General features: G+C 74.2%; 12 protein-coding genes. 7 read left to right on the plus strand and 5 right to left on the minus strand.

The window, feature by feature from the left end:
* The first annotated feature begins 266 nt into the window (after positions 1-266).
* Together H7H31_RS25240 and H7H31_RS25245 are read left to right on the plus strand one after the other, a co-directional pair.
* Positions 267-812 (plus strand): GlcG/HbpS family heme-binding protein, encoded by a 546-nt coding sequence (locus tag H7H31_RS25240; RefSeq protein WP_187061022.1) that lies wholly within the window; start codon positions 267-269, stop codon positions 810-812.
* A 226-nt stretch (positions 813-1,038) separates the two neighbouring features.
* Positions 1,039-1,806, plus strand: a complete 768-nt coding sequence (locus tag H7H31_RS25245) for a YqjF family protein (protein ID WP_187061023.1) — start codon at positions 1,039-1,041, stop codon at positions 1,804-1,806.
* A 22-nt stretch (positions 1,807-1,828) separates the two neighbouring features.
* Here the strand turns inward: H7H31_RS25245 and H7H31_RS25250 are convergent, their stop codons facing one another.
* The 3 genes from H7H31_RS25250 to H7H31_RS25260 all read right to left on the minus strand — a co-directional run bounded on the left by H7H31_RS25250 (position 1,829) and on the right by H7H31_RS25260 (position 4,670).
* Positions 1,829-2,278 (minus strand): MarR family winged helix-turn-helix transcriptional regulator, encoded by a 450-nt coding sequence (locus tag H7H31_RS25250; protein WP_187061024.1) that lies wholly within the window; start codon positions 2,276-2,278, stop codon positions 1,829-1,831.
* Positions 2,278-3,747, minus strand: coding sequence for an MFS transporter (locus tag H7H31_RS25255; protein ID WP_187061025.1), 1,470 nt, complete (start codon positions 3,745-3,747; stop codon positions 2,278-2,280). Before H7H31_RS25255 ends, H7H31_RS25250 begins: the two co-directional genes overlap by 1 nt.
* A 188-nt stretch (positions 3,748-3,935) precedes the next feature.
* Entirely contained in the window at positions 3,936-4,670 is a 735-nt protein-coding gene (locus H7H31_RS25260) for a D-Ala-D-Ala carboxypeptidase family metallohydrolase (RefSeq protein ID WP_187062560.1), read from the minus strand.
* A 330-nt stretch (positions 4,671-5,000) separates the two neighbouring features.
* Here H7H31_RS25260 and H7H31_RS25265 point away from each other — a divergent pair, with 330 nt between their 5' ends.
* A complete protein-coding gene (locus H7H31_RS25265; RefSeq protein WP_232110073.1) occupies positions 5,001-5,819 on the plus strand; it encodes an alpha/beta hydrolase fold domain-containing protein in 819 nt (272 codons plus the stop codon).
* 448 nt (positions 5,820-6,267) lie between these two features.
* Here H7H31_RS25265 and H7H31_RS25270 read toward each other — a convergent pair whose 3' ends face one another.
* Both H7H31_RS25270 and H7H31_RS25275 read right to left on the minus strand, forming a co-directional pair.
* On the minus strand, positions 6,268-7,191 hold the full coding sequence (locus H7H31_RS25270; RefSeq protein ID WP_232110074.1) for an NmrA family NAD(P)-binding protein: 924 nt from the start codon (positions 7,189-7,191) through the stop codon (positions 6,268-6,270).
* Positions 7,188-7,622: a nuclear transport factor 2 family protein gene (locus tag H7H31_RS25275; protein WP_187062561.1), complete on the minus strand. Its 435-nt coding sequence runs from the start codon at positions 7,620-7,622 to the stop codon at positions 7,188-7,190. Before H7H31_RS25275 ends, H7H31_RS25270 begins: the two co-directional genes overlap by 4 nt.
* 96 nt (positions 7,623-7,718) lie before the next feature.
* On the opposite strand from H7H31_RS25275, the gene H7H31_RS25280 reads away from it, so the two are divergent.
* The 4 genes from H7H31_RS25280 (at position 7,719) to H7H31_RS25295 (ending at position 13,730) form a co-directional block, all read left to right on the plus strand.
* Positions 7,719-8,294: a TetR/AcrR family transcriptional regulator gene (locus H7H31_RS25280; protein WP_187062562.1), complete on the plus strand. Its 576-nt coding sequence runs from the start codon at positions 7,719-7,721 to the stop codon at positions 8,292-8,294.
* A 2,092-nt stretch (positions 8,295-10,386) separates the two neighbouring features.
* Positions 10,387-12,402: an AfsR/SARP family transcriptional regulator gene (locus H7H31_RS25285; RefSeq protein ID WP_187062563.1), complete on the plus strand. Its 2,016-nt coding sequence runs from the start codon at positions 10,387-10,389 to the stop codon at positions 12,400-12,402.
* A 181-nt stretch (positions 12,403-12,583) separates the two neighbouring features.
* On the plus strand, positions 12,584-12,769 hold the full coding sequence (locus H7H31_RS25290) for a hypothetical protein (RefSeq protein WP_187062564.1): 186 nt from the start codon (positions 12,584-12,586) through the stop codon (positions 12,767-12,769).
* Positions 12,770-12,854: 85 nt separating this feature from the next.
* Complete coding sequence (locus tag H7H31_RS25295; protein WP_187062565.1) at positions 12,855-13,730, plus strand: alpha/beta fold hydrolase; 876 nt, start codon at positions 12,855-12,857, stop codon at positions 13,728-13,730.
* Positions 13,731-13,907: the final 177 nt, after the last annotated feature.

Raw genomic sequence — 13,907 nt, forward strand, 5'->3', positions numbered from 1 at the left:
CGTTCTGGTCGCGTGCGCGCCGCACGAGGCGTGCGGCGCCGTTCCTCACCGTGCACCGCGCGGTACGCGGACGGATCGACACTGCCCGGACCTGCGCGGATGCCCTCATTGTCCGTCGAGGCGTCGTCCGCCGGGTCAACCGATCGGATGACCCGGGGCTCCGCCGTCCGGCGCCGGGGACGAGGCCGATCCGCCGAGCCGCGAGGGCGGACACGGACCGCAGGCTTGGAGCACAGCACGTCACCGAGGAGCAGGAGACACCCGAGATGAAGAAGCTTTCCCGTGGCGCCCGCGCCCTGACCGGCACCGCCGTCGCCGCCACCCTCGCGGCCGGCACCTTCGGCGCGCTCTCCGCCAACGCCGCGACCCCGGAGGCCGCGCCCGTCGCCGCCGTCGCCAGCGCGCACACCACCCAGTCCACGCACCTGTCCGTCGAGGCCGCCACCAAGGCCGCGAGGGCCGCCCTGGACGAGGCGCGGAAGCACAACGAGCGGGTGTCCGTCGCGGTCGTCGACCGCAACGGCAACACCGTGGTCACCCTGCGCGGGGACGGCGCGGGCCCGCAGTCCTACGAGTCCGCGGTCAGGAAGGCGTACACCTCGGTCTCCTGGAACGCGCCCACCTCCGAACTGGCCGACCGCCTGAAGAAGGCACCGAACCTGAAGGACATCCCGAACACCCTGTTCCTGGCCGGCGGCGCCCCGATCGCCGTCAAGGGCGCCCCGATCGCGGGCATCGGCGTGGCCGGCGCCCCCAGCGGCGAACTGGACGAGAAGTTCGCCCGCGCCGGCGTCGCCGCCCTGGGGCGGTAGCCGCCCCGTACGGTGTCCGTGCCCGGCACGTGCCGGGCACGGACACCGGCCCACCACACCCGGGCACCACCGGGGGCGCCGACGGCACGGTGCCACCTCACCACGGGTTCACAGCACCGCTCGCAGGTCGACCAGCACGAAGGGGCCACGCGGCTGCCCCGAAGGCCCGCGCACGGTAGTCGCGCCGGCCGGTGGGGGCCGGGTGGTGTCCTGGGATACTGCGGCGATGGTGTCGCTGGAGAGGGTTCCCGAGCCGATAACGGCCGACCCGCCGCACGAGGCGGAGTACCCGCTGCTCACGCAGTCCTGGCTGGACCTGGCCTTCCTGCACTGGGCCGCCGAACCCGCCGTCGTCGCCCCGCTGTTGCCCGTCGGCACCCGTCCGGACACGTTGGACGGGCGCACCTACGTCGGGCTGGTCGCCTTCCGGATGCACCGGGTGGGCTGGTTCCGTCTTCCCGGCGTTCCCTACCTCGGGACCTTCCCGGAGACGAACGTCCGCCTGTACTCGGTGGACGCCCATGGCCGGCGCGGGGTGGTCTTCCGTTCGTTGGACGCGTCCCGACTGATCCCCGTCGCCGTCGCCCGGGCCGCGTTCCGGCTCCCCTACCTCTGGTCGAGGATGAGTGTGCGCCGGGCCGGGGACACCGTCACGTACACCAGCCGGCGGCGCTGGCCCGGGCCGCGGGGCGCGTACAGCCGGATAGCGATCCGGATCGCCGGGCCGGTCGAGGAGCCCACCGAGCTGGAACACTTCCTGACCGCCCGCTGGGGCATGCACAACACGTTCTTCGGGCGCTCGACGTACCTCCCGAACACCCACCCCCGCTGGCCCCTGCACCGTGCCGAACTCCTGCGCTGCGACGAGAACCTGATCGCCGCCGCTGGCCTGCCGGCGCCGGTGGCGCGGCCGGTGAGCGTGCTGTACTCGCCGGGCGTTCCGGTCCGCTTCGGGCGCCCGCCGCGCGCCCCGGCGGGCATTCCCACGCCGTAGCCGGGCCGTCGCTGACAGCGGGTCAGCCCAGGAGCCTGGTCACCACGCGGTCGAGCGCCTCGATGTCCTCGCGGGGGAGGGCGAGCAGGTCGTCGGGCGGGGTGGCGAGGATCGTGGCGGCGCGGTGGGCGGCGGCCTTGCCCTCCTCGGTGAGGCGGACCAGCTTGGAGCGCCGGTCGACGGGGTGCGTGACGCGTTCGGCGAAGCCGCGTCGTACCAGGTCGTCGACGATGACGGTGGTGTACGGCGGGTCGGTGCTCATCCGCTGTGCCAGGTCCCGCAGCGTGAGCGGGCCCGGGGCGATGCGGCGCAGGGCGCGGATGCGGCTGAAGCTCATGCCGAGCGCGTCGGCGACCTCCTTACGACGGTTGTGGCGCTCCAACAGGAGGGTGTGCAGCCCCTGCCAGGCTCGGGTGGCGGCCTGAGTGGCGGCGTCGTCCACCGGTCGGTCCGTCTCGCGTGGGCGTTCCATCAGGCCTTCACTGTCGCTTGGGTCTCCTCGTCGGCCAGCCGCCGCGCGGTGCGCCGGGCCGTGGACTGCGCCCAGCGGCCAGAGGTGAGCGTACCCACCAGCAGGATTCCGCCGCCGCACCCGGCGATCAGCCACCAGGCCGTCCGGCTGGCGTCGATGAAGGCCGTCGGGTCCGGGTGCGGGCCGGTCGCCGCCGGGTCCAGGTGGGCGCCGGTCGCCAGCAGCGCGCCGATGACCGCCACCCCGAGCGCCTGGCCGAGCTGGCGGCTGGTGGAGGCCATCGCGGCGGCCACACCGGCCCGCGAGCGCGGCAGCGAGGCCACGGCGGTGTTGGTGATCGGGGCGTTGACCATCCCGAAGCCGACGCCGAACAGCGCGTAGGCGGCGAACAACGTGGCCACCGAGAGGTGCGCGGAGTAGGTCAGCGCCTGGAGGGTCGCGCTCGCGCCCAGCGCGGCCCCGGCCACCAGGAGCGGCGCGCGGGGCCCGCGCGATCCGACGATCCGCCCCGACAGCGGCGCGCTGACCAGCGCCATCACGGCCATGGGCAGCATGAACAGGCCGGCGTGCAGCGGGTCGAAGCCGCGTACGTGCTGGAGGTAGAGGGAGCTGATGAACAGGAAGCCGCCCAGCGAGAAGAACGCGGCGACGGCGGTGACGGTGGCCCCCGAGAACGGCACGGAGCGGAACAGTCGCAGGTCGACCAGGGGATCGGCGCGCCTGGGCTCGTACCAGAGGAGCCCCAGGAGCGCGCCGAGGGCGGTGAGCGCGCAGGCGACCACGAGCGGCGAGTCCCCGCCCCGGGCCGGCGACTCGATGATCGCGTACGTCACCGTCGCGAGGAGGACGATGACCAGGAGCTGGCCGATCGGGTCGACGCGGCGGGGACGCGCGGCGCGGGACTCCGGTACGTAGCGCCGGGTCAGCGCGAGCGCGGCCAGGCCGATGGGGACGTTGATCCAGAAGATGGCGCGCCAGCCAGCCGCCTCCACGAGCGCGCCGCCCATGATCGGCCCGGCCGCCATGCTGATCCCGACGACGCCGCTCCACACGCCGATCGCGCGGGCGCGCTCGCGGGAGTCGGTGAAGACGTTGCTGATGATCGACATGGCGACGGGGTTGAGCATCGATCCGCCGACGGCCTGGAGTACCCGCGCGGCGATCAGCCAACCCAGGCCCGGCGCGAGGCTGCACAGCAGCGAGGCCGTGGTGAAGACGGCCAGCCCGGCCTGGAAGACGCGCCGTCGTCCCACCCGGTCGGCGAGCGACCCCGAGAACATCAACAGACTGGCCAGCACGAGGGTGTAGCCGTCGACCGTCCATTGCAGGCCGGAGACCGAGCTGCCCAGGTCGCGCTGGATGGACGGCAGCGCGACGTTGAGGGCGGTGACGTCGAGGCTGACGATCAACAGGCTCAGGCAGCAGATGGCCAGCACCAACCAGCGCCGGCGCGGAGCGAGCTGGGCCACGGGACCTCGATTCGTTGTGTGGCTACAACTATTGCGTCCACACAACTAAAAGTCCAGGGGAGCCTGGCCGCCCCAGGCGGTGGCGGGTGGTGCCGGCCAGGGCCGGAAGGGGGTGGGAAGCGGCGAGCCCGCCCCGTCGGCTCGCCGCTCGGGGCGGGCTCGCCGATGGGGCGGGCGGGTGGTGCGGTTCAGATGCCGCACTTGGGGGCGGACCAGAACGGTGAGGGGTCGAAGGCCACGTGGGTGTGGTCGTCGTGGCCGGTGTAGCCCGGGCCGAGGATCTCCGAGAAGCCGTGCGTCCTGGACTGCTGCGCGAGGCGGCACAGGGTCGGCGAGCCGACGAGGTCGGCGGCGTCGCCGTACAGGTGGCGGCTGCTGGACGCGCCGCCGACCGCGTCGTTGCAGGCGTGGGAGCGGAAGCCGCTGGAGATCTGGATCGGCACGTCGCCGAGCGCGTGCCGCATCGCCTCCAGCTTCCACATGGTCTTCAGCGCGTTTGCCTTGGCGGTGGTCGCCGAGACCGCGCCGCCGGACCAGGTGGAGTTGCACTTGTTCAGCTCGGCGTACGTGAAGTGGATCGGCGTGCAGTCCGCGTCCTGGAGCGAGTAGATCTTGCTGAAGGTCTTCGGGCCCGCCACGCCGTCCGCGCTGAGCCCGTACGCGGCCTGGAACTTCTTCACGGCGGCGGCGGTCCGCGCGCCGTAGTTGCCGTCGTACGAGAGGCGTTCGCCCGAGGTCACCCAACCGGCCACGCGGATCTGCAACTGGGTCACGTCGCTGCCCGACGAGCCCTGGGAGAGGGTGCGGTTCCAGGTGTAGCACGAGGCGGCCTGTGCCGTGCCCGACGTCGTGCCGACGCCGATCACGGCACCCGCCATGACCATGACAAATGAGACAAGCAAGCGTGTGGTGCGTCTGAGCATCCCGGCCTCCCGACCGTCAACCGTCACATCGCGCACGGGAGCCGACGGCCCCCGGCTGAAGTGGCCCACGCCAACGGCTCGTTGGCAGCCGGCATCTAGCCTGTGGCCGGCACGCTACGCGCGTCAACCGCCCGTACGCGGGCCGCCGAAAGTTCGCCTCGCCGTTGCGCGACGGCAAGGGGCGTGGCGCGGGGCGGTGCGGGGCGCGGCGCAGGGGGGCGCGGCGCTCCGGCGGGTCGGGCCGGTGTCGCGGAGGCGGTCGTCGGGGCGGCCGGTGGTGCGGGCAGGATCGAAGGTCCGCCACCACCGACGGATCAGGAGCGCCAGGACGTGACCGCCAAGCCACCCACGACGCACACCACCACCTACGGGGCCGCCGCCCTGGCCATGGATGTCCACTACCCCGACGGGGCCTGGGCGGCGGCGCCCGTCGCCCTGCTGTGGCACGGCATCGGCCCCGAAGAACGGGACGTCCTGCGGCCGTTGGCGCGCGAGGTCGCGCGGCGCGGGCTGCTCGTCTACGTACCGGACTGGCGCTCCGACGCCGCCGACGGCGGGCGCGCGCACCTGCTTGAGTCGCTGCGCTTCGTACGGGAGCACGCCGGCGCGCACGGGGGCGACGTCGATCGGTGCGTGCTCGCCGGCTGGTCGGCCGGGGCCGGGGCCGCGGCGGGCCTCGCGCTGCGGCCCGCGACGAGCGACGGGTGGCGGCCGACCGCCGTCGTCGGCATCGCGGGCCACTACGGCCGGCCCGCCCGCACCACCGGCGCCAGCCCGTCGGCGGAGTCGGCCACCACGTCGGCCGGGCCGCTGCCCGTGCGGCTGGTGCACGGGACGGCGGACGACATCGTGCCGGCCGAGCACACCCGCGAGTTCGCCGCCGCCTTGCGGGGGCGCGGCTGGCCCGTGCGGCAGGCGGAGTTGGCGACCGACCACGCGGGCGTGGTCATGGCCGAGTTCGACGCGGAGCGCGGGCGGTGCGTCCCGGCCCGGGCCGCGCACGCGGTGGCCGGCGGGCGGGCCACGGCCGAGGTCATCGCGCACGCGGCCGGCCTCGCGCTGGCGGAGGACGGCTCGGTCGAGGGTGGTTCGGGTGCGGGTGGTTCGGGTGCGGGTGATGCGGGTGGGGAGGGCCCGGCCGGGCGGTGAACGCGGCGCCGCGTCGGCGGGCGCCGGGCTGACCCGCGTAGGCGGCGAGCATCCGCTCCGTCGGCAGTCGACATGCGTACAGCGGTCAGTGGGACACGCGGGCGCGCGGTCGGCGGCAGGGCCGGGTGCGGGCCGGACCCGGGTGGGTCCGGCCCGGTGTCCGCATCGCGCAGCAGCCAGCAGCGTGGATAGGGACGACTCACACGCTACGACCGACCACTGACAACGCCCGGCCACCGGCCACGCCCCCGGCCGTCGCCACGGCGCACGCGCCGGGCGGTGATCCGCGCACCGCGCGCCGGCCGGTACCGGCCCGCGCTGGCCCGCCCCGTTCAGGGCTCCCCGAACGGGGCGTCAGGCCGCGCGGTCAGGGCTGCCCGCCCGGGGGCGCGTGACCAGGCGTGTACGTCAGCCGTGTACATCAGGCACGTACGTCAGCCGCGTACGGTCAGGGCGTGTGATCAGGGCGCGTGACGTGCGTGGGGCGCTGGACCAGGTGGGCGAGGGCGTGCTCGCGGAGGGTGCGGGGCGGGCGGCCCGTGACGCGCAGCACGGTGTCGGTGACGCGGTCCTCGGCGCCCTCGGCGATGGCACGGTCGAGCCCGGCCAGGAACGCGGCGTACGCCACGGGCAGTTCGGCCGCCAACCGGTCGCGCAGGTCGGCGAAGCCGACCGGGGCGTGGCGGACGGGGCGGCCCGTCACCGTGCTGAGCAGGGCGGCGACCTCGTCGTAACTCAGCGCCTCGGGGCCGGTGATGACCAGGTCGCCGGTGGGTGGCGGATCGTCGGTCAGGGCATGTACGGCGACCGCGGCGATGTCGTCGGCGTCCACGAAGCCGACGCGGCCGGTGCCGGTGGCGGTGGTGAGCACGCCGTCGCCGCGGACGCTGTCGGCGTGCGGGTGGTGGCCGGTGAAGTTCTGCATGAACCACGACGGCCGCAACACGGTCCAGGTGTCGAAGAGGTCGCCGAGCGCGGCGTGCACCTGCCCCACGCCCGGGTCGCCGGCGCGGACGGCGGACGAGCTGAGGAGTACGACGCGGCGCACGCCGGCCGCGCGCGCCCGGCGCAGGAACGGCAGGACGACCGGCGCGGGATCGGGGTCGCTGACCGGCGGGACGACGTACAGCCGGTCCGCGCCGCGCAGGGCGTCGCCGTGCGTGGCGGGGTCGTACCAGTCGAAGCGCGCGCCCCGGGCACCCGCCGGCGCGGTGGCCCCACGGCTGGCCGCGGTGACGGGCCGCCCGAGCGAGACGAGCCGACGGACGATGCGCCCGCCGGTGGTGCCCGTGGCCCCGGTGACCAGGGTGGTTCCCGTGATCTCGGTGGGCGGGGCGGTCGGTGCGGTCGGTGCGGTCTCGTGCTCGGTCACGGCGCGCTCCTCGCGGTGGTCTGCTCGGCGGCCATCGAGTCCGGGATGGCGAGCGGGTTCCAGTAGTCGCGGTAGCGCGTGAACCGCCCGTGGTGGGCGGTCGCGACGACGACGTACGTCATGTCGTAGGGCGCGCCGGTCGCCACGACGCGGCCGGTGCCGCGCCACTCGGCGACGATGGTCGTCGGGTCGGCGGTCTCGTGGATCTCCAGGTGGGCGACGTCGCGCAGGTCGATGTGGGCGGGGTAGTCCCGCAGGTACGCGGCGAGTTCGGAGCGGCCCGTCAGCCGCCGGGGGTAGCCGGGCGGGGCGTACGGGAACTCGACCAGCACCCGCTCGTCGCTCAGCGCCACCCAGCCGTCGATGTCCTTGGCGAGCGGCAGGCGCAGCCCGTGGCGGAAGAGGTCCGCCGGTGTCATGGGGTCGGTCATCGGAAGTGCTCCGTCCGATACGATGCGGACCGATAGTCCGCTTGTGCTCGTCGGCAATATACGGACCGCCGGTCCGCATCGCAAGAGGAGGGTTTCGTGACCGTACGGAGGGAGCGCGCGGACGCCGCGCGCAACCGCGAGGCCGTGTTGGCGGCGGCCGACGCGCTGTTCGCCCGCAGCGAGCGCCCGCGCGGCGTCTCGATGGACGACGTGGCGGCGGCGGCCGGGGTCGGCAAGGGAACCCTCTTCCGACGGTTCGGGGATCGGACGGGGCTGATCCGCGCCCTGGTCGAGGCCCGGATCGAGCCGCTGCGACAGGCCGTGGAGGCCGGGCCGCCGCCGCTCGGCCCGGGTGGCGCGCCCCGGGAGCGCGCCCTGGCGCTGCTCGACGCCGTGCTGGAGTTCAAGCTCGCCAACCGGCACCTGACGCTGGCCCTGGAGGACGCCGGCGGCGGCAGCCCGTACCAGGCCGGGCACTACGTCGGGTGGCACGCGACCCTCCGCGACGTGCTGCGGGACCTGCCCGACGTGCCGGACGCCGACTACGCCGCCCACGTCCTGCTGGCCGCGACCCGGGCCGACCTCGTGGAACACCTGGTGGGGGTCGAGGGGTTGACGGGGGATGAGGTGCGGCGGCGGTTGGCGGACCTCGCGTCCGCGATGCTCGGTTAGCGAGGCGGCGGCGCCCCGCCCGCCGGACGCTGTGGGGCGCCCCAGGGTGGCCCGGTGGTGTCTTCGGTGCTGGTGTCACTTCCGTGGGGTTGCCGGGCCGCGCCACCCCGGGCATTGCGCGCTTTCGGGACGCTCGCATTCCCTGTCGCGCGCGGTGGGAGTTCGGCGCGGGGGATGGCGTCCGGGCACCTTGGCTCGTCGGGTGCGTGAATGGCGGAAAGGCCGTTGCCGTACGGGATCTGGCGTACGATCAGGGGCGCGGTGATATGCGCGACGCGGTGAAGTCCGGGTAAGACGCCATGAGTTCGGGGCGGCGCCCATGGGGGCGGTTCGTGCTGGGTGCGCGTCGTGTGCTGGGTTGGAAATACGGGCCGGAGAATGGGCCGGTGCGGCGTGGCCGCTTCGCGGGCTTCCCCGTCCGGCGTCGCCCGTAACGCGTCAGCCGGAATTCACGAAATGTGCCGGGGAAACCGGGGTTTCTGGGGTGCCTGGTGGGTGTTGCGAGGGGTTGGCGGCGATAGCGCATTTCGCCGCACCAGGGTTGCTGGCGCCGCGCATTCTGCCGCCCGGCTCCCGTTTACGGACCGGTAATGACGGGCCGTGAGGAAAGGCCCGGTGCATACCCGGCCAATCGGTGCGGATTTCGCGCGCGCGGTGTGCCCGCCGGTGCTGCGGGTCGAGGCCCCGGAGCCAGCCGCGTGACCGGGGTGGGTCGGCGCCGGCCCGCGACGGGTGTTCCGACGTGGTCGCCGGGCGCCCGAGGCGTGGCATGTGCCCTGGTGGGGCGGCGGGTGCCGGGCGTGGCGGGCCGGTCGGTGGCTCGGTGCGGGGCGGCCCGCGCGACCTGGCCGGTGGTCGGGGGCGGCGTATTTCGCGACGGCGGGCACCGGCCAGTCGTCGGTACGGGCCGCGCGCGGGCCTGCCGGATGCCGGCGCTGTGCCGATGCTCACACCAGTGGCCGCCGAGGGATGGCAGTCATATGGCGCGGCAATGAACAAGGCGTTGATCGGCGCGAAGGGGGAACGGCGCCTCGGAATCACCATGGAAATCCGGCCGGGTCCTATGCCATGATTCACCGGCGCGACGCACTGGATGCGACCCAACTGGCCACGTAGCTACTGGGATCGCTGGGAAAACTCGTCAGCATGAGACATGGAGGGTCCAGGGATGCGTGTCGCCGCACCGAGCGGTCACCGTTCTCATTTCTCTCTTCCACTATCCCGCGCGAGGGTCGGCGCCGCCGCCCGTAGCGCGGATCGAGCGGGCGAATCCGCCACTTCCGTCGACGGTGGGAACCGCCCCGAACCGGGCGGTACGGGCGTGCGCGGCAAGCGCGTCCCGCATTTCTGTCAGTCGTTTCGTTCGCCCAATGACAAGGCCGCCGAAGACAACGGCAAATTCCTGCTAGTCACCCGATCCCGGTGGTGCTACTGCGCTGATTCGCGGCGCGCCGTACGGTCAGCCCCATGAGCACCCGGCCACCTCGTCCGCGGTTAGCGGCCCGCACCCGGGCGGTAAGCGGTGGATCGCCCCGTCCCCGGTGCGGCACGGGGTCGGCCCCCGGCCGGGTGCGCACGACTCGCCCGCGCACCGCGCAGCTCGCTACCACCGCAGGACCGCTCGCGACGCCCGCCGGGCCGCTCGGGAGACCCGGCACGCCCGTGGCACCGGCCGTCACGCCACCCGTGGCAACGCTGTCGCGGGCCGCCCCGCCGGCGCGTACCACCGCGCGGTTCCGTGGCGCCCCCGGCCGAGTGGGCGCACCTACCCAGGTGGCCGCGCGCGCCGCCATCCCGTACGCCACCGCCTCTCCCACCACCGCCTCACCCACCACCATCCCGTCCGCCGTCGGGCGCCTCGCCGCCCCGACCCGCCGCCGCCGGCCCGCACCGGGCGAGCCGTGGCGGCGCTCGACACCCGATGCCCGCGCCGCGACCGCGGCGGGCGCCCAGCGCCGCGGCCCGGTGCCCGGCCCCACGCCGGACCCACTGGCCGGCCGAGCCCCACCCCGGTGAGCCCGCGGGGCCCACTCGCCCCGCGAGTCGTCGGTGGGAACCATGCGCGATGTGACAACGCAACACGGGGGAAGACATGAAGGACGGCGCGTTGCCCTATGCGGGCACACCCGATACCGAGCCGACGGCCCTGCGCATCGGGGTGCTCGGACCGATGGAGGTCAGAGAGCGGGGCGAGAGCCGCACGCCATCGGCGCCCATGGCCCGGCGCGCCCTGGCCGTGCTGCTCATCCACGCCAACCGGCTGGTCACGACGTCCGCGCTGATCGAGGAGTTGTGGGAGGACGAGCCGCCACGGCTCGCCCGCAAGACCGTACAGACCTACGTCTACCAGCTCCGCCGGGCGCTACAGAGCGCGTCGGGCCCCACCAACCGGCTGGAGACGTGCCCCAACGGCTACCGGATCAACCTGCTGGTGGACGAGCTGGACCTGTGGGAGTTCGAGCGCCGGGTCACCCAGGCGCGGCGGGCCCTCGGCAAGGGGGACGCGCTGAACGTGGTGGCCACGCTGCGCTCCGCGCTGGCGCTGTGGCGCGGCGACCCGTTCGCCGGCCTTGAGGCGGGGCCCGTGCTCGCGGCCAGGATCACGCAGATCTCCGAGGCCCGGATCAGCGCCCTGGAACTGCGCATCGAGGCCGAGCTGCAACTCGGCCGGCACCGCAGCCTGCTGGGCGAACTGCGGCAGCTCACCGCGGCGCACCCGGTGCACGAGGAGTTCACGGCGCAGCTCATGCGCGCCGCCTACCGGGCCGACCAGCGCAGCATGGCGCTCGACGCGTTCAGCCGGCTGCGCCGCAACCTCGTCGAGGACCTGGGGATCGACCCGTCGGAGCGGTTGCAGAAGCTCCAGTGGGACGTGCTCAACGAGACCCTCGAACTGGACCAGCCCGCGGTGCGCGCCGAGCCGGTGGTGCTGACCGCGCCCACCGGTGCCGCACAGCCCGAGCCGGCCCCGCTGTCGCCGGCCGTGCCCGCGCCGGCCGCCACCCTCGCGGCCCACCCGGTGGCGGCTCACCGACCACCGGCCCAACTCCCGGTGGACACCGCCGACTTCACCGGGCGCCGCGCCGAGTTGGCGCGCTTGGAGGAGTTGGCGCAGCCGGCCGCCGGCGCGCGCTCCGCGCCCCGTATCGTCACCGTGCTCGGCGGCGCCGGCGCCGGCAAGACCGCGCTGGCCGTGCACGCCGCGCACCGGCTGCGCGAACTCTTCCCCGACGGGCAGTTGTACGCGCGGCTGCACGACGACGACGACCGTCCGGTGCGCCCCGCGTGCGTGCTGCGCGCGCTCCTGCGCGACCTGGGGCACCCGGTGGTCGACCTGCCCGACGACACCGAGGAACTGGGGCGCATCTTCCGCAACTGGAGCGCGGAGCGGCGGCTGCTGGTCCTGCTCGACGACGCCACGTCGGCCGACCAGGTGGCGCCGCTGCTGCCGGGCGGCCCGGGCAGCACGGTGCTGGTCACCTCCCGGGTGCGGCTGCCGGGCCTGCCGGGCGCGGCCACCGTGGAACTCGGCCCGATGGAGACCGACGAGGCGGCCGAGCTGTTCGCGTCGCTGGCCGGCCGCCACCGGGTCGGCGCGGACTCGGCGGTGGCCCGCCAGGTGGTGCGGCTGACCGGCAACCTGCCGCTCGCGGTGCGCGCCGCGGGCGAGAAGCTGGCGGCGCGGCCCATGTGGTCGGTCACCGACCTCGCCGCGCGGCTGGCCGAGGAGGACCACCGCATCGCCCAGTTGCGTACCGGTTCCTTCGATGTCCTGGCCCGCCTTGCCAGCGCTTGCGCGCGCCTTGACCAGACCGCGTACGAGGCGCTGACGCTGCTGTCGGCCGCCGGCGGCGAGCCGTTCACCATCGCGCGCGCCGCGACGCTGCTCGGCGTGGACGCCTGGAGTGCGGAGATGCTGGTCGGACAGCTTCTCGACCACTGCGTGGCGGAGATGTGGCGCGAGGGCCCGGACGCCGTGCCACTGTTCCGTATCCCCGTGTTGATCCGGCTGTCCGTGCCCGTACACGCGCCGGCGACCGCCGCGTTGCACGTCCTGCCCGGAGCGCGCGAGCGAGCCGTGCCGGCCGCGGCGGGCACCTCCGCGTAAGTCAACCCCCGTTCCCTGGGCACCCCTTTTCCACGCCTTGAACGCGCCTTGGCCGCCGGCCAGCAGGATCGTTCCCGGAGCGTTCGAACAACGCTCCGACATGCCTCCCCACCGGCCGTGCGCCGACCGCGACGAAGCGGCGAGCCCACGGTCGGCGGGCGAAGCAGACAGGGGGTGCCCCATGGGACACAGCGGATGGCCGCTGGTGCCCGCAGGGCTTGACGTGGAGGTCGTCGCAGCGGGCCATGGTGACATCAGCGGATGTCGCTTCGAGGTGCACTGCGCGGCCGAGCGCGCCGCGGACCCGGGACCGCACGCCGGGGTCGGCACCGACCCGGCCCACGGCGGTCGGGAGTCCCGCCGCTGACGGCCACGACCCCGCCCAGGCCCACCACGCCGAGCGCACCTACGCACCCGCGCAGTCGTGCGATGACAACGGAGGACGAACCAACATGGCAGACCTGGAGTTCGGACAACTCGACGTCCGGTACGCCGACCACGAGACGCTGGCGCTCGGCGGCGGTGTGGAGCTGAGCTACGAGGTGCGCGGCGAGGGCCCCGCCGTCGTCATGCTCAACAACTTCGCCATGGTGAGCCCCTTCTGGCACGGCTTCACCACCCAGTTGGAGGGCGACTTCCAGCTCATCAACTACGACCTGCGCAACCAGGGCAACTCCAAGCCCGGCCCGGAGAAAGTCCGCTTCGTGGACCACGTCGAGGACCTCAAGGCCCTCCTCGACCACCTCAAGGTGGACAGGACGTACCTGATCGGCACCTCGATCTCCACCCTCATCGTGCGCGACTTCGCGCTCAGGTACCCCGAGCGCGTCGCCGGCCTGGTCCTGGTCGGCCCGGCGTTCTCGCCCAACGGCGGCCTGCGCCGCGAGCTGGTCACCCGCTCCTGGGTGGCGAGCCTGGACTCGGGCGGCATCCCGCAGTTCTTCAACCACCTGTACGCCATGTCCTTCTGCGACCAGACCATCAACGGCGGCGGCCTGCCCGCCTACCTGGCGCTGCGCGACAGCTTCGCCTCGCTGTTCACCGCCGAGGGCATCAAGGAGAACTTCCTCGCCTCCCTCGAACTGGACGACAATCCCGAGCTGCTGTCCCGGATCACCGCGCCCACCCTGCTCATCCTCGGCGACGGCGACTTCTCCTGGAGCGAGTCGGTCGTCGAGGACGCGCTGGCCCGCATCCCGGGTTCGCGCGCCGTGACGTTGGCCCGCGCCGGCCACGTGCCCTTCTTCGACGACCCGGACGGCTTCCAGAAGGCCACCGGCGAGTTCCTGCGCGAACTGGTGGCGGCCGGCCAGCACGTTCCGGCCTGATCCACCACCCGGCGGGGGAGCGGGCCGGCGCGAACCGCCCGACCGCCCGGCGCGCGTCGGCCGCCACCCCGTGCCGGCGCGCCCCCGAGGCCCGCCCCCGCCGCACCCACGCGACCGACCGACAGTCACCGCCGCCGCGGCGAGCGGACTGACCGCGCTGTCACCATCCCCTGGGAG

The organism is Streptomyces buecherae (assembly GCF_014295035.1).
GTDB lineage: Bacteria > Actinomycetota > Actinomycetes > Streptomycetales > Streptomycetaceae > Streptomyces > Streptomyces youssoufiensis.